Source organism: Desulfovibrio psychrotolerans (genome assembly GCF_013340305.1).
In the GTDB taxonomy this organism is placed as follows: Bacteria; Desulfobacterota; Desulfovibrionia; order Desulfovibrionales; family Desulfovibrionaceae; genus Halodesulfovibrio; species Halodesulfovibrio psychrotolerans.
Window position 1 is genome coordinate 238,059 of record NZ_BLVP01000007.1, and the last position, 18,774, is coordinate 256,832.

16 protein-coding genes, 1 tRNA gene and 1 riboswitch are annotated in these 18,774 nt (G+C 61.8%); of the genes, 8 read left to right on the plus strand and 9 right to left on the minus strand.

Annotation, left to right across the window (positions count from 1 at the left end):
* Window positions 1–55: 55 nt before the first annotated feature.
* A complete protein-coding gene (locus HUV26_RS07175; protein ID WP_174409433.1) occupies window positions 56–322 on the minus strand; it encodes a hypothetical protein in 267 nt (88 codons plus the stop codon).
* Window positions 323–410: 88 nt separating this feature from the next.
* Complete coding sequence (locus HUV26_RS07180; RefSeq protein ID WP_174409434.1) at window positions 411–2,153, minus strand: YeiH family protein; 1,743 nt, start codon at window positions 2,151–2,153, stop codon at window positions 411–413.
* Window positions 2,154–2,590: 437 nt separating this feature from the next.
* Between HUV26_RS07180 and HUV26_RS07185 the strand changes: the two genes are divergently transcribed.
* Window positions 2,591–2,677: transfer RNA gene (locus tag HUV26_RS07185), tRNA-Leu, on the plus strand.
* Window positions 2,678–2,851: 174 nt separating this feature from the next.
* Window positions 2,852–3,484: a hypothetical protein gene (locus tag HUV26_RS07190; protein WP_174409435.1), complete on the plus strand. Its 633-nt coding sequence runs from the start codon at window positions 2,852–2,854 to the stop codon at window positions 3,482–3,484.
* Window positions 3,485–3,544: 60 nt separating this feature from the next.
* Here HUV26_RS07190 and HUV26_RS07195 read toward each other — a convergent pair whose 3' ends face one another.
* The 5 genes from HUV26_RS07195 to HUV26_RS07215 form a co-directional block, all read right to left on the minus strand.
* On the minus strand, window positions 3,545–4,630 hold the full coding sequence (locus tag HUV26_RS07195) for a tRNA dihydrouridine synthase (RefSeq protein ID WP_174409436.1): 1,086 nt from the start codon (window positions 4,628–4,630) through the stop codon (window positions 3,545–3,547).
* Between the two features lie 15 nt (window positions 4,631–4,645).
* The gene (gene yfcE / locus HUV26_RS07200; RefSeq protein WP_174409437.1) at window positions 4,646–5,206 is read right to left on the minus strand and encodes a phosphodiesterase; all 561 of its coding nucleotides are present in this window, start codon (window positions 5,204–5,206) and stop codon (window positions 4,646–4,648) included.
* A gap of 18 nt (window positions 5,207–5,224) precedes the next feature.
* Window positions 5,225–5,593 (minus strand): Hsp20/alpha crystallin family protein, encoded by a 369-nt coding sequence (locus HUV26_RS07205; RefSeq protein ID WP_174409438.1) that lies wholly within the window; start codon window positions 5,591–5,593, stop codon window positions 5,225–5,227.
* Window positions 5,594–5,760: 167 nt separating this feature from the next.
* Entirely contained in the window at window positions 5,761–6,168 is a 408-nt protein-coding gene (locus HUV26_RS07210; protein WP_308483152.1) for an Hsp20/alpha crystallin family protein, read from the minus strand.
* Between the two features lie 97 nt (window positions 6,169–6,265).
* Window positions 6,266–6,487 (minus strand): Trm112 family protein, encoded by a 222-nt coding sequence (locus HUV26_RS07215; RefSeq protein WP_174409440.1) that lies wholly within the window; start codon window positions 6,485–6,487, stop codon window positions 6,266–6,268.
* Between the two features lie 377 nt (window positions 6,488–6,864).
* Here HUV26_RS07215 and HUV26_RS07220 point away from each other — a divergent pair, with 377 nt between their 5' ends.
* The 4 genes from HUV26_RS07220 (at window position 6,865) to HUV26_RS16810 (ending at window position 13,325) form a co-directional block, all read left to right on the plus strand.
* On the plus strand, window positions 6,865–7,731 hold the full coding sequence (locus HUV26_RS07220) for a PHP domain-containing protein (RefSeq protein WP_174409441.1): 867 nt from the start codon (window positions 6,865–6,867) through the stop codon (window positions 7,729–7,731).
* 101 nt (window positions 7,732–7,832) lie between these two features.
* The gene (locus HUV26_RS07225) at window positions 7,833–9,284 is read left to right on the plus strand and encodes a peptidase U32 family protein (RefSeq protein ID WP_174409442.1); all 1,452 of its coding nucleotides are present in this window, start codon (window positions 7,833–7,835) and stop codon (window positions 9,282–9,284) included.
* A gap of 114 nt (window positions 9,285–9,398) precedes the next feature.
* Window positions 9,399–10,979, plus strand: coding sequence for an ATP-binding protein (locus tag HUV26_RS07230; protein WP_174409443.1), 1,581 nt, complete (start codon window positions 9,399–9,401; stop codon window positions 10,977–10,979).
* A gap of 3 nt (window positions 10,980–10,982) precedes the next feature.
* On the plus strand, window positions 10,983–13,325 hold the full coding sequence (locus HUV26_RS16810; RefSeq protein WP_243451301.1) for a sigma-54-dependent transcriptional regulator: 2,343 nt from the start codon (window positions 10,983–10,985) through the stop codon (window positions 13,323–13,325).
* Window positions 13,326–14,021: 696 nt separating this feature from the next.
* Here HUV26_RS16810 and HUV26_RS07240 read toward each other — a convergent pair.
* Together HUV26_RS07240 and HUV26_RS07245 are read right to left on the minus strand one after the other, a co-directional pair.
* Window positions 14,022–14,963: a chemotaxis protein gene (locus tag HUV26_RS07240; RefSeq protein WP_174409444.1), complete on the minus strand. Its 942-nt coding sequence runs from the start codon at window positions 14,961–14,963 to the stop codon at window positions 14,022–14,024.
* Window positions 14,964–15,184: 221 nt separating this feature from the next.
* Entirely contained in the window at window positions 15,185–16,066 is an 882-nt protein-coding gene (locus tag HUV26_RS07245; RefSeq protein WP_174409445.1) for a superoxide dismutase, read from the minus strand.
* A 265-nt stretch (window positions 16,067–16,331) separates the two neighbouring features.
* Here HUV26_RS07245 and HUV26_RS07250 point away from each other — a divergent pair, with 265 nt between their 5' ends.
* Together HUV26_RS07250 and HUV26_RS07255 are read left to right on the plus strand one after the other, a co-directional pair.
* Window positions 16,332–17,429 carry a nucleoside recognition domain-containing protein gene (locus tag HUV26_RS07250; protein WP_174409446.1) on the plus strand — a complete coding sequence of 366 codons (1,098 nt, stop codon included), beginning with the start codon at window positions 16,332–16,334 and terminating at the stop codon, window positions 17,427–17,429.
* A 61-nt stretch (window positions 17,430–17,490) separates the two neighbouring features.
* Window positions 17,491–17,672, plus strand: a riboswitch (cobalamin riboswitch).
* A 183-nt stretch (window positions 17,673–17,855) separates the two neighbouring features.
* On the plus strand, window positions 17,856–18,761 hold the full coding sequence (locus HUV26_RS07255) for a sirohydrochlorin cobaltochelatase (protein ID WP_174409447.1): 906 nt from the start codon (window positions 17,856–17,858) through the stop codon (window positions 18,759–18,761).
* Window positions 18,762–18,774 lie beyond the last annotated feature (13 nt).

Below are 18,774 nucleotides of genomic sequence, written 5' to 3' on the forward strand. Positions count from 1 at the left end.
GGAATGCGGCCTTGCACCGAGCGCAGAATGCCGGTCACAAGAAACGGCCCTGGGCCTATTTCCCGGAGGCTGCGCCCCCCGGCCCCGTGGGCATAAAGCGGATGGTGTTGCTGGTTTCTCGGTTGGCGTCGCTCACCACTTCAAGATCACTATAGTAGTAGGCACTGGCGTCAATCTGGTTATCGTCCAGCACAGCGGCCATGTACTCAAGCTTGTCACAGGAGCGGGTAAGGGCAGGAAGAAGCACGTTGGAGAAAAGCAGCAGTGCCCCTATCCCCAGAACAAAGCGTTTCATGCGGGCTGCACGTGTCGGTGTATTCATCTGTCTATCCCCCGTCTGGCGGCACCCTTCCGGTACCGATAAAAAAGGGGGAGGCCGTAGCCTCCCCCGTCAGTTCAGAGAGGCGCTACTAGATCTTTGCGGTGATCTCGGGGAACACCAGATAGAACATGATGTAGGCCATGGTCAAGGTCAAAGCAAGGTTGAAGCTCTGACCGCAGGCATACAACACCAGCGGCTTGCCGCCCTTGAAGTAGTGAGCCAGTTCGCGGAAGTTGGTGGCAAGACCAATGGCCGCGAAGGAGAGAGCAAAGAACCAGTCGCGGAAGATACGGGTACCGCCGCGCACCACGCCGTGGTCAACGGCAGCCGCACCAAGGTCCGCTCCAAGCGAGCCGTCGATAACTGAGAAGATGATGGATGCGGACATGAAGCCGATGACGAACTTGGGGAAGCGGTGCCAGATTTCCATCCAGCCCACAGACTTGCCCGCTTCGCACTCCACCTTGGTGCACCAGTACACGGCCACGCCGAAGGCGGTAACACCGATAAGCACGTTCTGGATCATCTTGATGGTTGCAGCAACGTACAGAGCCTTTTCGCCGAGGAACGCGCCTGCAGCAGCCACTGCGCCGGTGGCGTCAATGGTACCGCCCATCCATGCGCCGCCCAGAATTTCCGGAATGCCCACAGCCTTGATAAAGGCGGGCATGGCGATCATCATAATGGCGGTGAACACCAGAGAAAGGCCGATTGCCAGCGTCAGTTCTTCCTTCTTGGCGCGGCAGGCGGCTGCCGTGGCAATGGCGGAAGAGGTACCGCACACAGACATGTCGGCGGAGATGACGATGTTCAGGGTCTTGGAGGGCATCTTCAGCACCTTCTGGCCGAAGATGAAGGTAGACACCAGCACGACGGGGGTAACAACCCATGCCACAAAGATGCCGGGCACGCCGATGGCGATAATCTTGTTGAAGAGCACTTCGCCACCCAGCAACACAAGGCCGGTCTTGATGAAGTATTCAACCTCAAGGGCCTTCTTGGCAAAATTGGGGGTACCCACGGTGTTGGCAATGAGCATACCGATGATGATGCCCCACGCTTCCGCGCCAATCCCGTACTGCTTGGCAACAGACTGACCACCCATCATGTAGGCGAGCACTGCCACCAGATACACCATGGCGAAGCCCTTCATGAACCCGGGGGTGTCCTTGCCCATGAACTTTATGCCCACGCTGAAGAACAGGGCCAGCACGCCGCAAAAGATGATCAGCGTAAGGAAGCGGTTGTAGGGCTTGTGCGCAGTCTTTTTCTTGGCATCGCCTTCAGCCTTCTGGGCTGCGCGCCATTCGCCAATCTTCTTGCCGGCCTCATCGTTCAGTGTGGCGTCCTGGAAGCCGGCATCCGCAGCAGCGGCCTGTGCGGCCTGCGCCAGCACAAAGGAGTTGGCGGCCTTGGCCTTGGCGTCCTCAAACTTGGGCATAGCCTTCGCGTTCATAGCGTCGGCGCGCTCCTGCGACATATAGAACGCGTCAACCGGGTTTTCCTTCCAGGAACCGGGCTTGGCGGTCCACTTGCTGAAGAACTTGCCTATGGCGCTGTCGGTGGACTTCAGCTTGCCCTTGGCATCCTTGGCCTGATGCCATTCAATGGTCTTAAAGGGCGCACGGGCGGCCTCCGTTTCCATTATGGCGTTGCTCTTGGCAATCTTTTCCTTGAACTCGCCCACGGGGGTAAAGTTGAAATACAGGAAAAACGACAGGGCAATGAGGAAGAAGCCGAGCCAGATGGCCCAGTAGTCTTCCTTGGTCCACAGGTCGGACCAGGAAGACTGGGCCTTATCGACTACTACACTGGATTCTTGCTGAGACATGGATGTCATCTCCTCCTTCGAAACGGTATTTGAAAAATACAAGCAATCTGGATGGCCGGACCGCATGCATGTGGCAACCACACGCCGCACACCCATCCAGCCCCGATTTGGAACACCCCGCCTACTACAAACCATGTGCCAAGAGGCGCAATCTCGATAACCCGCTAAAATAATGCGACTACATCACCAGACCACGCTTATCAGCCCGCAAACACGGCATTGCGGTGCAAACTCGTGTTTACACCGCATCCGGCAATGCGGCTATGCACCTCACGACAAAACGCAGGGCAGGCGTTCAAAAACGGCGTGCCCACCCGCTCAATTTGTGAAACTGCACACAACGCGCTCTCATAAAAATCTGCTTGCCAAGGTCGTGTCATTTCGCTAAGAAAGCACCTCGGCACAAGGCGGAGCATTCCGCCAAACTGCCCTTCCGTGCCCAAGTGGTGGAATTGGTAGACACGCTAGGTTCAGGGTCTAGTGAGGGTTCCCTCATGGAGGTTCGAGTCCTCTCTTGGGCACCACGGAAAAAGTGAAAGGCTCCGGCGCATGCCGGAGCCTTTTTCGTTGGCCTTCTTCCACCTGCTGCTGCATGCCCCCCCCCTCAACCATACCCGCACCCGGCAAATACTGCCCCGGAATGCATTTTGCTTATTTGACGCAGGCCCATATACATACAACGATATTGGAGCAGCGTCATGAGCATTACCCTTATTACAACCCCCAACTACTGGAAAACGTCCCGGAAGAACACGTCCGCAACTCCCGCGGCCAAGGAAACGTTTGCCGCGCTGTTTGATGAAAAGCCCAACGGCACGGCAACCTCCCTTTCTGAACAGCAGGCAGCAACGGCGGGAACAGACAAGGCACCTTCCATTGAATATTACGCCGCACAGGCACGGGCGCACCGCGAAGCCCAAGTGGCGGCTGATATCTCCGGCAAAGGGGAATACACACCTTATTTCATACCGCGCACCAGCCCTCTGCCGTCCGGTGTAACCGCCGCAGAGGCGGATACCCGCCCGGAATTTTTTCAGGGCCGGGAGGTGGTGGGATACATGAACGAACTGCCGGTAACGGAAGAAAGTCCCGAAGAAGAAGCAGCCGCCGTGGCTGACCTTACAGCGCGCATGCTCGCAAGGGGGCAGCGGGAAGATGAACTTGTCTTCATCAAGGTGAACAAACCGGTCTTTGAAGAGCCTACAGGCCCCCTCATCGGACACCATGTGGCCACGGCAGTAATGCTCACAATCCCCCTCCTGCAACCCGAAAGCCTGCCCAGGGCCGCTGCCGAACTGCAGCACGCCTTCAACACAAAGCATCCCGCGTAGCTGCCAAGGTGCGGGTGGCACTCTGCCGCAGCTCCTGCGGCATCTGGGCGCACCACAGCGCTACATGGTAAACATGAGCATGTTGGGACGGGGAGAGATGTCCGGCACCACGGCAAATTCGCGCTCGGCGTTTTCCCGCATGCGCTCCATGGTCTCACCGGCTATCAGCCTGCCGAACAGGCGGTTGCCATACGTAAAGTTCGCCGCGTAATACAGAGCGAACTTCTTATACAGCTTAATGGCGCGGGTGGGTATATTCCACCGTTCCAGCGCCTCAAAAAAATCGAACAAGGTTTCGCGATATGTCTCCGGTGTGGGAACAAACCCGCGCGTCCACTCCGCGAAGACCCACGGGCGGGCAATACCCATGCGCCCCAGCGCCACACCGTCGCAGCCGGTTTCGTCCAGCATCTTCCGGCAATCGTCCACGGTAAACACGTTGCCGTTGCCAAAAACAGGCACGGTCACGGCCTCCTTCACCAGACGTATGTGGTCCATCAGCGGCGGCCTGCTGCGCCTGTCCGGGGCTACGCGCGGGTGAAAGGTCAGCGCGTCCGCCCCCGCCTGCTCCAGCATCCGGGCAAAAGCCACGGCGGGTGCCGGGTCAGGCTGCCAGCCGGTACGCAGCTTCACGGTCACGGGAATATCCACTGCGGCGCGCACCTTCTCCACCATGCGGCAGGCCCGCTCCGGGTCGCGCAGCAGGTCAGCCCCGCAGCCCTTGTAGACAATGGGAGCCACAGAGCACCCCATATTCAGGTCCACTCCCCAGAACCCTTCCGCCTGAATCCGCTCGGCCGCCAGCGCCATATCGTCAGGGTCCGCCCCGAAAATCTGACAAACCAGCGTGCCAAGCTCCTCCTGCCGCCAGCTGAACACGGGAGAAACAGACGGCTTTTCCGTAGGCACGGCACGGGCGCTGCACATGCCCGTAAACTGCAACCCCCAGCCCCCGAACCGGCCGGCCACCTCGCGGAAGGCCGCGTGTCCCAGCCCCGCCATGGGCGCAAGGCACAGGCGGCTTTCCAGTTGCCGCCCCCGTATGGTCAGGGGTTCTCGCAACCGCGCCGCAAGAGAAGCGGCGGCACCACTTGCGCCGCCGCCGGAACGGCTTTCGCCGTCAACATCCGCAGAAATTCCTGTCATGCCCGCACCCGATAATCAGGCGGTTCCCGCTTTTGGCAGGCCGCGCTCCAGCACCACTTCGCCATCCAGCGTCAGCACGCGAAACACCCCGTCCTCATACAGCCCGTACGAGGGTTCGTTGCCCTCCTTGGGCAGCGAGCACGAGCCGGGATTCCATATCCCCACCCCGCCGCGCTCACGCGCCTGCGGCACGTGGGTATGCCCGTACACCAGCACGTCACCGCCATTCAGGGGCGGCATGTTGTCTTCGTGCCACAGGTGCCCGTGGGTCAAAAACAGCCTGTGCCCGTCCACGAACAGCCACGAAAAATCGCTCCGTGCAGGAAACTCCAGCAGGGTCTGGTCCACCTCGCTGTCGCAGTTGCCGCGCACGGCGATAATCCTGTGCTTCCACAGATTCATGAACGCCGCCGTGGCTCTGGGATCATAGCCTTCCGGCAGGGGGTTACGCGGGCCGTGATACAGCACGTCGCCCAGCACAACCACGGCATCCGCCGTGTCCGCCCCGGCAGAGGCAAAAACGGTCCTTGCACGAGGCAAGGCCCCGTGTATATCTGAAATAAAAAGAATTTTCATGAAGATACGAAGATGTTCCTATATGACTTCAATGCGGATGCGGCGCGGTTCCTGCGCCTCACGCCGGGGAATGTAGATGCTAAGCACACCGTTGGCAAGCTGTGCGCCTATATGACGCGTATCCATGTTGTCCGTCAGCGCGAACTGCGCATGGTACTCCACATCGCCAAACTCCATGGCGTGCACCCGCTCTCCGTTGCACAGCCCATGATTGGACCGCCCCTGAATGGAAAGCTCGTCATCCTCCACGTGCACGGAAAGGGCTTCCCGCGAAACGCCGGGCATGTCCAGATAAAGGTAGAAGCCGTCCTCGCGCTCCACAAAATCCGCTGCGGGACGTATTCTGGGCGCTTTTCCGCAGCGCTCCGGTGTCTGGTTCTGATGCATATGGCCCCCTGAAAGACTGCTGAAAACGGCACCTGCCATGAATGGCGCAACGCCTTTGCACCGCATCGCGCACACGCCGTACGCGGCACAGCGGCACAACGTTGGCCCCCGGCATCACGCCATGTCTGCCCAGCCTGTAAAAATGGATTCTCTCAATACTCCATCAGCTAGCGCGACTCAATGCGAATAGCCTGCGGGCGCACCGCAGAGGTTTTGGGCAAAACCACCTCCAGCACGCCGTCCTTCATGGTGGCGCGCACATCCTCCGCGCTCACGGGCACATTCACCCGCACCACGCGCTGAAACGGCCCCGTAGGCCGCTCCTGCCGGTAGTACTTCCCCTGCACGGGCTTAAGCTCCCCCTTCAGCACAAGCATCTTGTCCGTAAGGGTCAGCTCCACGTCCTCAAGGCGCGCGCCGGGAATAAGCGCACGCACCACCACGGTCCCGTCGCTTTCTCCGATATACAGGGGCGGAAAGGCCACCTGCCTGCCGCCCGCCGCATAGGGCTGGCTCACCTCGCCCATCATGCGGTCCAGCAGATGCGGAAAATCATAAAAAGAACCGAAGTCCATGACCACTCCTCCTCGGCTCTCTGCCGTTCCTGTGCCGTTCCTGCACCGTTCCTGCACGGAAAAGACGCATCGCAAACCCCTGCGCCCGCCCCGCCCGCTACTCCTTCACGCTCCGCACGCCCCGCGCCCAGCCGTCCGCGGGCACGCCTTCTTCTACCAGCATCACGGGAATACCTTCCCGCACGGGATACACCACCCCGCAGACGGCGCAGGCAAGCCCTTCCACCTCGTGGTCCCGCTCAGGGGCAACCACGGGGGCAATGGCGCCCCGGCACTTGGGGCAGGCCAAAATTTCCAGCAAATCCGAATTCATGGGCACAAAAAACTCCTTGCAGCACGGTGTTCCGGGTGCGGTGCGCACTCCGCCACCGCCTCGCGGTCCACAGGGCCGGATGACGATGCTGCCGCATCATACGCGCATGGCGTCCATTCCTCAAGGGGCCACTTACCCGGGTGCTGCAAAACTCCTTTCCGCAGGCATTCAAAAACAACGGGGCACCGGGGGCAAGACAGACAGACAAGGCAGGCGCAAAGAACTGCAACATTCACGGGGCGCACGGCAGACTCCCCTTTCTCCCCCCCCTGCGCACAGGTCAGGCGGATTTGACAGAGCCAACCCTGCAACGTACAGCCAAAGAACAGCGGCTCCCCCCACGGCAACAAAGAGCATCACGGCGCAGACCCAAGGGAACACCCATGACACGCACCTACACCGACCTGCACACCCACTCCACCGCCTCCGACGGCAGCGACTCCCCCGAAGAACTCATCACCCTTGCCGCACGGTCAGGCGTAACCACCCTCGCCCTCACCGACCACGACACCACCGACGGCGTGGAAGAGGCCATGGAAGCCGGCAGACGGCACGGCGTGCGCGTCATTCCCGGCTGCGAACTCAGCGTCCGCACGGAACTGGGCGAACTGCACATTCTGGGATTGTGGGTCACGCCGCAAGCCCCCGTGCTCAGGCGCGCCATGACCGAACTGCGCAACCACCGCGATGCACGCAACACGCACATCGTGGACAAACTCCAGGAACTGGGCATGCGCATCACCTACCCGGAGGTGCTCGCCATGGCGGGAGAAGGCTCGGTGGGCCGCCCGCATATCGCGCAGGTGCTCATGCGCAAGGGGTACGTGCGTTCCATGATGGAAGCCTTCGACCGGTTTCTGGGCGAACGGGGCCTCGCCCACGTGCCCAAAAAAGTGCTCTCCCCGGCAGAGGGTATATCCCTGCTCAAGGAAGAAGGTGCCACGGTATCGCTTGCCCACATGTTCCTGCACGGCTACCCGGACCCGTGGCTGGAAGAGATGGTGGCCCAACTTGCCGCGCTGGGGCTGGACGCCATAGAAGCATACCATAGCGAGCACGACGGCAGAGCCACCCGCAAGGCTGTGGACCTTGCCGTCCGTCACGGGCTTGCCCTTACCGGCGGTTCGGACTATCACGGCGCGGTCAAGCCCAACATTATGCTCGGCAGGGGAAAGGGCGGGCTGTACGTCCCGGATTTTGTGCTGGAAAACCTGCACGCCCTGCGCAGCGCACAGGGGCTTCCGGTCTGAACATACGCCCCCGCATATCACGCCAGACACACTGCCATACCCACCGCCATAGCCACCACCATACCCACCACCATACCATGATGACTAACGGAAAGACCTCCATGCCCCATACGCCCCCGCCCCATTCCGCCCCCGCGCATCCGCAACTGCCGGAACTGCTCTGCCCCGCCGGAGACATGGACAGGCTGGACGCCGCCCTCGCCTACGGGGCAGACGCCTGCTACCTTGGCGGCACATCGCTCAGCCTGCGCGCGGGCACCGGAGGCTTCAACGCCGCCGCCCTGTCCGAGGCATGCACCAAGGCCCACGCCCGCAACGCGTCCATTTATTTCACGCTGAACATCCTGCCCCATCAGACCCACCTGCCGGATGTAGCCGCCACGCTGGACATGCTGGCGCACTCCGCCGTAGACGGCATCATCATCGCAGACCCCGGTGTCCTGCGCATGGCCCGGCGCATAGCCCCGCACAAACCCGTACACCTAAGCACGCAGGCGAACACCGCCAACAGCGAGGCCGTGGGCTTCTGGCACGATCTGGGCATCTCCCGCGTCAACCTTGCCCGCGAACTGAACGCCCCCACCATGCGCCAACTGGTACGGGCCTTTCCCGATATGGAATTCGAAGTCTTCGTACACGGAGCCATGTGCCTTGCCCTGTCGGGCCGATGCCTGCTTTCCGCGTGGCTGAACGGACGCCCCGCCAATCTGGGTGAATGCACCCATCCCTGCCGGTTCGAATACCGCGGGGTTTCCGCTGCCAATTCAGGCTATTCGGGCGGCTCAGGCGGCTCAGGCGGTTGCAGCAGTCATGGCGGGCACGGCAATTCCGGGTACTCCGGGGCTTTCCCTACCGGAAACACCGTGGAGAACGCACAGGGCATACTTCATAGCTCCTGCATGGCAACAACGGGCATCCCCACAGCAACAGCCATCCCCCCACTGGCCGTGGAAGAAAAAACCCGCAGCGGGGCCGCCATGTGGGAAATAACCCGCGAGGAGCCGTACAGCGCGTTCTGGGCACCGGAAGATCTCTGCCTCGTCAAATATCTGCCGTGGTTCGTGCGCACGGGCATAGCCTCCCTGAAAATCGAAGGGCGCATGAAAACCCCCGGATACGTGGCCCACGTGGCAGATACCTACCGCACCGCGCTTAATGATGTCGCTGCGGGCAGGTTCCGCCCGCACCTCTACCTGCACGAATTGCAGAACACGGCCTCGCGCAATCTGGGCACAGGCTTTTTCCTGCCCGGCGGCAGACGCCGCTCCCTGCCCCCCCTGCCCGCCGGGGAACGCCGCCCCATTGTGGCGCAGGTGCGGGAACGGCTGGCGGACGATGCATGGCGCATAGCAGTGCGCTCACCGTGGGATGACGACCGCCCCGTGCAGCTCATGCTCCCCGGCCTGCGCAGGCCGGAAATATCCCCCGGAACATACGCCTTCGAAAACCACCGGGGCGAGGCCTGCCATCGCCTGAACCCCGGCACCGAGGCCCTGCTCCGCTGCACCGACCCCGCCATGTCCGAGCTGGAACCGGGGCTGTTCATCCGTTAGCATCTGTGCAGCACGGCATTTTTTGCAACCATCCCGGCAGGAGAACACAGCGGAACCAACCCCGCCCCCTGTTCCGGCCTTGCCATGCCACCCTGCCAACGCTAGAGTCGCGCCATGAAAGACCAGCACAACAGCGAGGAAACCCCGCCACGCCTCTCCCCGCGTGAGGATCATGACGTCCGCAGCTTTTTTGACAACGCTGCAGAGGGCATGTTCCGCAAATCGCGCACGGGCACCTTTCTGCTGGTCAATCCCGCTCTGGCCCGCATTTTCGGGTACGCCTCTCCCGGCGACATGCTCCGCCGCTTCCCGGAAGAACGCGCAAGCATCCTGCTGGATGCTCCCCGCTTTCTCTCCATGCTGGAAACCTTGCGGGCGCACGGCAGCGTGCGCGACTTTGAAATGCAGTTCCGCCGCCGCGACGGCAGACTGGTCTGGGCACTCATAAACGCCCGCGCGGTGTACACCACAAAAGGCTCCATCCGCTATTACGAAGGCTCGCTGGTAGACATAACGCAGCGCAAAGAAGCAGAATTCCAGCGTCTCTTCATTGAGGAGCAGACGCGGCAGTCTCAGCGGCTGGAGGCCGTGAGCATCCTTGCGGGCGGCATGGCGGCAGACTTCGGCACCCTGCTCGCCCCTCTGGTGCGCAACGCAGAAGAAGCCCTGTACCGCGTGCCGGAAAACCACCCCGCGCACGGCAACCTGAACGCCGTGCTCGCCGCCGCCAATCGCGCCACCTCACTCATGCACCAGTTTCTGGCCATCAGCCGCCAGCGCGAGGGAGAAAAGCAGCCCATTCCCATTTCCCCGGTGATAACGGAAACGCTGGACGACCTGCGCCCCGCCCTGCCTCAGGGAGTGCGCCTGCACGAAGACCTTGCGGTCCAGCCCGATACCGTTCTGGCAGACGCCGCCCACATCCGGCAGGTGCTGGAAATCCTCATGAGCAACGCCGTACGGGCCGTGGACAACAACGGCGACATAACCGTAAGCCTGCGCAACGTGGAACTGGACGAACGCACGGCCGCCTTCCGCGCGGATCTCAGTCCGGGCCATTATGTGCGTATGACCGTGCAGGACACCGGCTGCGGCATGAATGAGCAGACCGCCGCCCGCATCTTCGACCCCTTTTTCACCACGGTGGAAGGGGCACAGGGACTGGGCCTTTCCGTTGCACACGGCATCGCCCGCGCCCATGACGGCGGCATCACCGTGCTTTCCGAGCAGGGACTCGGCTCCACCTTCTGCCTGTATCTGCCCTGCCACGCGCGCGAGGTGGACCAGAGCCAGCCCCTCGGCCCCGCGCCCCGGCTGGGCAGCGAACGGATTCTGGTGGTGGACCCGGACCCCGGCGAACTGCGCAAGTGGCGCGGCCTTCTGGCACCGCTGGGCTACCGTATGGATACCATTTCCGGCAGTGTAGAGGCCCTGCGGGTGTTCATGGAATCCGCCGCCACCATAGACCTTGTGGTCACGGCCTTCTCCCTGCCGCAGATGAACGGCCTTGAACTTGCCCGCACCCTGCTGGGCATCCGCCCCGAGGTGCAGGTCGCCCTGTGCCGCGACCCGGCAGACCCGGTCACGCCGGACCTCGCCCGTGAATCAGGCGTCTGCTGCGTGGCCCGCAAGCCCATGGACACGCAGTCCCGGCTGCGCCTTCTGGAAACCGCGCTGGATGCAAGGCAGGAATAACCCATGGCACGCATTCTCATCATAGACGGCGACTCCGCCTTCCGCGACACACTGGGAGCCATTGTCACGGGCCTCGGCCATCATGCAGACCACGCCGCCACGCTGGCCGAAGCAATGGCCCCCTCAACCTCACGCGGCACAGACATCATCTTTCTGAACGCCCGCCTTGAGGACGGCAGCGGACTGGACGCCCTGCCCCGCCTGCGCAACACCCCCGGCAAGCCGGAAATCATCATCGTCACAGACGCCGCCACCCCGGACGGAGCGGAACGCGCCATCCGCAACGGTGCGTGGGAGTATCTCTCCAAGCAGGGCACCGTGGACCGCATGGTTCTCCCCCTGCTCCGCGCGCTGGAATATCGGGGCCGCAAGCCCAGCAAGCGGGAGGAGGTGCGCCTCAAACGCGACTCCATCATCGGCAACGGCGCGGGCATTACCCGCTGTCTGGATATCGTGTCCGAGGCTGCCGCGTCAGACGCCTCAGCCCTGCTGTACGGAGAAACCGGGGTAGGCAAAGAGGTCTTTGCCCGCGCCATCCACGAAAACAGCCAGCGTCATAGCGGTCCCTTCGTGGCGGTAGACTGCGCCTCGCTCTCGCGTACCCTCGCGGGGTCCACCCTGTTCGGGCATCGTAAGGGCGCGTTCACCGGAGCGGACAAGGACCGCGACGGCCTTGTGGCACAGGCCCACCGGGGAACGCTCTTTCTGGACGAGGTGGGCGAACTGCCGCTGGCCATGCAAAAGATTTTCCTCCGCGTCCTGCAGGAGCACCGTTTCCGCCCCGTGGGGGGCCGCGCGGAAATCACTTCCGATTTCCGCCTCATCTGCGCCACCAACCGCAATCTGGAAGAAATGGTCTCGCGCGGAACCTTCCGCAGCGACCTGCTTTTCCGCATGCGCACCGTGGTCATGCACATCCCCCCCCTGCGGGAACGTACCGAAGACCTCCCGGAACTGGCGGAACACTATACCCGGCGCCTCTGCGGCAAGTACGGCATGCCCATGAAAAGCCTGTCCACAGACCTGCACGCCGCCCTGCGGGAATATCTCTGGCCCGGCAACGTGCGCGAACTCATCCATACGCTGGAACGGGCGGTCCTCGCCGCACAGGATGACCCCAAACTCTTCTCCCGCCACCTGCCGGACCACGTGCGCATCAGCATTGCCCGCGCCGCCGCCAGCGATGCCGAAGCACTTTCGTTGACCGCCCCCCCTGCGCTGCATGGGGAACCTCGGCCGTCTGGAGAAATCAGGCCGTCTGCGGAACTGCGGGTGCCTGTAAATGCCCATCCCTCTGCGTCGTCTGCCCCGTATGCGGAACCTCGCCCCTTTACGGAATCTGCGGCGACTGCAACAGCCGCAATGACGGGGTCACCCGCGACGACATCGACGACGGGTGCACCTGCGGCAACCCGGACAACGTGGGCACTCGGGGTGCCTGAGACGTCAGAAGCATCCCGAATTTCTGAGTCATCCCGAATTTCTGAGCCATCCCGGTCACCTGAAGCGTCCCGGACACATGAGGCATCCCGGACACACCAGACATACCGGACAGCAAGGGAAGATGCGGCATATGGGGCACCCGGACCATCCGGACCATTCGGACAATTCGAATCGCCCGAATCGCCCGGACCATCAGAACCGTCAGAACCGTCCGGACCATCAGGCGTATCAGGAATAGTGGTCGCATCCGGAGCCCCGCGCCCCGTCTCTCCGGCTGCAGCTTCCCGGCCCGCCACGCCCCACGCGCCGCATGTCCCGCATATGGCCCCCCGGCCTGACGAGGCAGACTCCTTTGCCTCGCCCCATCGTCCTTACGAGGCAAGCTCATATACTCCGCCCCGTCGCCCTGACGAGGCAAGCTCCTATACGGTGCCCCTTCGGCCCGATGATGCAGACTCCTTTACCCCGCCCCTCCGTCCCGGTGCCTCCTGCCGTTTGGGCGATGCCATGGAAGAAGAAACGGCACACGGCCACCCGCACCTGCAACACGCGGCCATCTCTTCCCATACCCGGCACGTCCCTTGGGGAACAGACACACAGTCCGGAATCCCGGACAATCACGCTGCCTCAAAATCCTCTATCCCGGACAAAAACCCTGCCGCCCTCCCGCAGCCCGCAACCGTCCCGCCGCTACACGGCCATTCCGTCCAACCTTCGTCCAGTTCTCTTCCACCTTTCTTCCAGTTTCGGGATTCCGTGTTCACGGCCTACCTTACGCAACTCATGGATACCGCTCAGGGCGACATTGCCACTGCCTGCACGCTTTCCGGCCTGTCACGCTCCCATCTGTATGATCTTCTAAAAAAACACGGCGTTGCCACCATACGCAAACGCCGTCCCTGACCGCAATTCAGGCTCCCCCTGCCCTGTCCTACCCTTGCCCTGCCTTTACCCGGCCCCTCGCCCGGACTCGTCAGCCCCTCTTCCGCCCTTCTTCCGGCCTTCGTCAGCCCTTCTTCCGGCCTTCATCCGGCCTTCATCCAAATCTCGTCCTATCCCCCCTTCGCCGCTTGAGTTCCCCCTCGCCCGCTCCCGCTCGGCTCCGGCTCTGTTCCTCGCCTGCCCACGTCAGCCCTCGCCCCGGCTCCATACAAGCCTCCGCAGGATTTCACCCCCCCCACGCCCACTCGGCGTGCCCCAAAATCCGCCATCGCGGATAATTTTATCCGCGATAGCGGACACTCTGTACTCTTGGTTCCGGTTTGACCCCGCAGATGGCAGACTGTTTGAAAAGAGGAATCACTCCTGATGAACTATCCTTTTATTTTGCATAGATAGACATCATGGTACGGTTCTTGGAGTACTGAGCGCGAAGACACCGGTCTGTCTTCGCCGCTACCTCCCCACATGGCGGACAAAGTACGGGGAAGGTATGCGGCATGCCGGAATAACGCCCGGCACATGCAGACGCCCCGCTCTCTGGACAAGGGTGGGGCAGAAACGTAGCGCGCCGCCCAAAAGGGCGGCGCGATATCTTTTCACAGAGATGAAAAAATCTGAATGATGGGGCACCGGCAGTAACCGGTGTCCGAAAAACCGCTACAGACCTCTGGCTTCCAGCAACTCCAGCATACGGTCGCTCAGCCGTTGCAAGTCCGGCTTGGCAAACTGGGCGTCCGCTCCCACAGCCTGCCCCTTGTGCTCCAGCTTTTCCGTGATCAGCGAGGAGAACAGGGCAACCGGCAACACCCGCAGAACCGTACTATCCTTAATGCGCTTGCACAGGTTGTGCCCGTCCATCTGGGGCATCTCTATGTCCGAAATGACCCCTTGAACATACTCTGTCACCGGGCATCCTTCCTCTTGCGCACGGACCATCTGCCGTTCCAGAAACTCCCAAGCATCGCGCCCGTTCGTAAACTGCACCACTTTAAAATTACATGCCTCAAGCAGGGTCTTCACCAGATTGCGCACACTGCCGGAATCATCTGCGTGCACAATGGTATACACCTTACCGCAATTGCGTACCGCCGCGTTCGGGTCCATGCGGATGGCAAGGCTGGAATCCAGATCCGCCACAATCATCTCCAGATCCAGCAAAAAGACCACCCGCCCCTCCAGCCGGACCACGCCGGTTATGGCGTTCTGCGTGGTGCGCTGCAGAAACTCGCTGGGGGCTTCCACCTCTTCCCAGCTCATGCGGTGGATACGGTTGACGCCGGAAACAAGAAACGCGGAAACGACCTCGTTGAATTCTGTTACAATAACCTTGGGTTCAGCAGACTGAATCCGATGCCGCCCCAAATAGGTGGCAAGGTCTATAAGCGCCACCAAGGTATTATCCCTGTGCTTGAAAGCCCCCATCACCGCCGGGTTCGGCATTTCGGGCATGGAAGTAACCGGCTGCTTACGCAGTATTTCCAGCACTTTTGCGACATTCACTCCGTAATGCGCCCGATAACCGTCCTCTTCATCAATGAAGAACTCTACGATTTCAAGTTCGTTGGTCCCTGACTCAAGCAGAATATTGGTTTGCGACATAGCCCCGCCGTTCAGGAAAAAGTCAAAGGAAAACGCCTAGTTCCCACCCGCGGAAAGCCAGCCTTTCCGCCGCGCGTCTTCGTGCAGTAGTCATACTACACCCAAACCGCCTGCATCGGCAATGTAGTATTAGGCGCTGTCCACACATTCTAAACGCCGCATCAGCTATCATCCTGCACTGCGACGCAAAAAACTAAGGCAGGGCGACAACGCGTCCTGCATTAACGGCGTGAACTGTAGAGATGCTCAGCATGGCTCCAGTCAACCAGACTATGCAGAAAGGTTTCCGCATAGCGGGCGCGATCGTCCCCGTAATCCTTATGGTAGGCAAGCTCCCACAGGTCCAACGCCAGCAGCGGCTGCCTGCCCGTCAGCAGGGGAGAGGTGGCAGCCATGGCATGCATGAGTGAGACGCTCGCACCATCGGAGACAAGCCATAACCAGCCTGCCCACAGACGGTTGGCGGCGCGGGCAAGAAACACATCCCGAAAGGCTTCCCATGAACCGAAGGACGCCACAATAGCATCCATGAGTTGTGCTTTGGGTCTGCCGCCCCCTCCGGGCTTCATGCTACGCCAGTACAGCGCGTGGTTGTGGAGTGTGCACAGGCATTCGGTCACGCGCCGAACCTCGGGCCGACCGGAATCAAGCCGCGCCACATGGCGGACCACGGCCTCCAGCCCCTGTCCGGCAACGGGCATATTGCTGATCAGCGCTTCCAGTTCCAGCTCCACGTCCCGTATACTGTCCGAGCCAAGGCTGCCGCAGTGCTGGCTTACGGTCCGTGCGGATAAAAACGGCTCCAGCGCAGTCACCGTGTAAGGCGGCAGTGATTCTGCCATCAGTTGCACCGCCAGCCGTCCTTCCTGTCTTCCAGCCAGACGACCTGCCCGGCTTTCCGCCTGAACAGCAGGCTGCATCCGCACCTGATGCTCTCCCCGTGCTGCCGCTCCTGAAACGGTTGCCGGTGCCAGAACATCGGCTACCACCCGCACCAGCCCTCCGGCAATTTCCTGAAGCCCTGTTGCCGGAACGGCTGAAGCGTGTCCGGGCATCGTTAAGGCGGAAGCGTTCATCGGCCCTGTAATTGTGAGTGCATGCATGTTTTCCCTCCCCTTGGGACATACCTGAGTGTGTACGGTCGGTTGAATGCCTGCCCGAACAGTAGTGAAGATTCGTGCCGTAACGAAAACGACATTGTGACTTTTACACGAACACGCTATACAGCCATGCCCGCAGCCCACAGGACGACACACCATGCGCACGCCCGACAAAACCGATAGACCCGATGTGCCAGACAGGCCAGACACAACCGACAAACCCGACGCTCATGGCAGCCCCACGCCAAACAGGCCGGAAAAGAGTGGAATGCGCAAAAAACGCGGCGCAACCTCGCTCCTGCTGCCTGTGCTCCTTTGCGGGCTGGCCCTGTGGGTCATATTCAGGCACGACCCGGCGTTGCTGGCATGGAGCAAGGCGTGGCCGGAACTGCTGCGGCCGCTTACACGCATGCTGGCCTTTCTTGGGGTGGGGCTCGTGGCGGGCCTTGCCGTGGAGGGCATGGGCTGGTCTGCGTGGCTCGCCGCTGCCGTGCGACCGCTCATGCGGTTCGGACGCCTGCGCGATGCGTCCGGAGCGGCCTTTGCCACCGCCTTCTTTTCCGGCACCGCAGCCAACGCCATGCTCATGAACGCATGGCGCGACGGCAGGCTGGGGGAGCGTGAAATGCGCCTTTCCTACCTTGTAAACACCGGCCTGCCCGTCTTTCTGCTGCACCTGCCCACCACCTTTTTTGTGGTGGTTCCCATGACCCGCTCCGCCGGAGCCATATACCTTGCCCTGAACGCCCTTGCCGCCATGCTGCGCACGCTGGGGGTTCTGGCCTGGACCCGCGCCACCCTGCACGCCGCGCCCGCCGCCGGAATATCCGCCGAGACGGATGCCAGCCCAGCCACGGCAACGGCACACCCCGCCGGGGACAGCACCAGCCAGAATACGGGCCGGAACACGGACCGCACCACGCCGCAAAAGATCCTTGCCGCGTTCCGCAACCGGTTCTGGCGCATCGTCACCATAACCGTTCCCATCTACCTGCTCATGTACGCCCTGAACCAGACCGGGGTGTTCGAAAATCTGCGCGACATGGCCGCACACTGGGTCGTCACCGGCCTGCTGCCCGTAGAGGCTGTCAGCGTGGTGGTCTTTGCCGTGGCGGCAGAATTCACATCCGGCATTGCAGCGGCAGGCGCATTGCTGGACGCAGGCTCCCTGACCACCCAGCAGGCAGTGCTGGCCCTTGTTCTGGGAACCATAGTGGCCACACCCATACGTGCCATCCGGCACCAGTTGCCCGCGCACGCAGGGGTTTTTACCCCCCGTCTGGGCCTTGTCATGCTGCTGCAAAGCCAGTTTCTGCGCGTTGCCAGCCTGCTGCTGGTCACGGCAGGCTATGTCGCACTGGCCTGAGCAGATTCCCAAAGGCTCTCCTTGATCTCCTTGATCTCCTTGACCGCCCCTTCACGCTGGCCTATTGTGCGCCTGTTCAGGTGCCCCCCCGGGGCCTAACAGGGAATCCCGTGCAAAACGGGAGCGGACCCGCCGCCGTAAGTCCCCCGCAAGCCGTTTCCCCCGCGCGCCACTGGATACAAGTCCGGGAAGGCCGGAAACGGTGGGACAAGCCGGAAGACCTGCCTGAGCATTCGGTGCGGCCCTGCCTGCGTACGCCACGTTCGTTCTCCACAGGGCCGGAGGCATCTTCCGCATGCACGGGGCTACTGCTGTGCGGAAATCCGGGACGGATAAATACGGTATCCTTCCATGCCCTATCGCATGGAAGGTTTTTTTGTTCCCCGTCCCCTCACTGCCCCAAAGACATCTTTGGAGGTTTTTTTCATGCGTTGTTCCATTGCCACGCGCCGTTTTGCCGCGCTTGCCACTGCCCTGCTTCTCGCCGTTCTGCTCACGCTGCCCGCCGCTGCCGGACACGGCAACGCCCCGCAAACGCGCAAGGGCATTCTGCTGGTAGCCTTTGGCACCACCGTGCCCGAGGCGCGCGTTGCGCTTGATAACATTGAAGAAGAAACCCGCAAGGCGTTTCCCGATACAGAAATCCGCTGGGCCTACTCCGCCAAGCAGGTGCGCCGCACCGTGCAGGAGGAAGAAGGCAAGGAAAAGCTCTCTCCCGCCTCCGCCCTTGCCCGCATGGGGGACGAAGGCTTCACCCACGTGGCAGTTCAGTCGCTGCACACCATTCCCGGTGAAGAGTTCCACGCCCTGCAAAAGACCGTTGCCGCTTTCCGCAACATGCCCAAGGGCACCCGCAAGGTCGTGCTCGGCATGCCGCTGCTCTGCACCCATGAGGATATGGAACGCGCAGCAGCCGCACTGGTTTCCACCTTCCCGGAACAGCGCAAACCCGGCGAAGCCATTGTGCTCATGGGGCACGGCACCCACCACCCGGCAAACATCTACTACCCCGGCATGCAGCACTACCTTTCCAAGGTGGACCTCAACACGTTTGTGGGCACCGTGGAGGGCGCGCCGGAACTGGATGACGTGATTGCCACGCTTAAGGCACGCAAGCTCAAGACCGTGTGGCTCATGCCGCTCATGGCGGTGGCGGGCGACCATGCCCGCAACGATATGGCAGGACCGGAAGAAGATAGCTGGAAGAGCGTGCTGGAAAAGCAGGGCTTCACCGTTCATACCGTCCTGCGTGGCACCGGGGAGTATGACGCCGTTGCCGCCCTGTGGGTGGACCACCTGAAGGACGCCTTCGGCGCGCTGGACGAAGAGTAAGAATAAGCCCGTC

Excerpts from the sequence above, each read along its gene's own strand:
- HUV26_RS07255 (WP_174409447.1), top strand. The coding sequence starts at position 17,856 with ATGCGTTGTTCCATTGCCACGCGCCGTTTTGCCGCGCTTGCCACTGCC.
- yfcE (WP_174409437.1), bottom strand. The coding sequence starts at position 5,206 with ATGAAAATTCTTTTTATTTCAGATATACACGGGGCCTTGCCTCGTGCA.
- HUV26_RS07250 (WP_174409446.1), top strand. The coding sequence starts at position 16,332 with ATGCGCAAAAAACGCGGCGCAACCTCGCTCCTGCTGCCTGTGCTCCTT.
- HUV26_RS07230 (WP_174409443.1), top strand. The coding sequence starts at position 9,399 with ATGAAAGACCAGCACAACAGCGAGGAAACCCCGCCACGCCTCTCCCCG.
- HUV26_RS16810 (WP_243451301.1), top strand. The coding sequence starts at position 10,983 with ATGGCACGCATTCTCATCATAGACGGCGACTCCGCCTTCCGCGACACA.
- HUV26_RS07175 (WP_174409433.1), bottom strand. The coding sequence starts at position 322 with ATGAATACACCGACACGTGCAGCCCGCATGAAACGCTTTGTTCTGGGG.
- HUV26_RS07195 (WP_174409436.1), bottom strand. The coding sequence starts at position 4,630 with ATGACAGGAATTTCTGCGGATGTTGACGGCGAAAGCCGTTCCGGCGGC.
- HUV26_RS07210 (WP_308483152.1), bottom strand. The coding sequence starts at position 6,168 with ATGGACTTCGGTTCTTTTTATGATTTTCCGCATCTGCTGGACCGCATG.
- HUV26_RS07220 (WP_174409441.1), top strand. The coding sequence starts at position 6,865 with ATGACACGCACCTACACCGACCTGCACACCCACTCCACCGCCTCCGAC.
- HUV26_RS07190 (WP_174409435.1), top strand. The coding sequence starts at position 2,852 with ATGAGCATTACCCTTATTACAACCCCCAACTACTGGAAAACGTCCCGG.
- HUV26_RS07180 (WP_174409434.1), bottom strand. The coding sequence starts at position 2,153 with ATGTCTCAGCAAGAATCCAGTGTAGTAGTCGATAAGGCCCAGTCTTCC.
- HUV26_RS07225 (WP_174409442.1), top strand. The coding sequence starts at position 7,833 with ATGCCCCATACGCCCCCGCCCCATTCCGCCCCCGCGCATCCGCAACTG.
- HUV26_RS07245 (WP_174409445.1), bottom strand. The coding sequence starts at position 16,066 with ATGCATGCACTCACAATTACAGGGCCGATGAACGCTTCCGCCTTAACG.
- HUV26_RS07205 (WP_174409438.1), bottom strand. The coding sequence starts at position 5,593 with ATGCATCAGAACCAGACACCGGAGCGCTGCGGAAAAGCGCCCAGAATA.
- HUV26_RS07240 (WP_174409444.1), bottom strand. The coding sequence starts at position 14,963 with ATGTCGCAAACCAATATTCTGCTTGAGTCAGGGACCAACGAACTTGAA.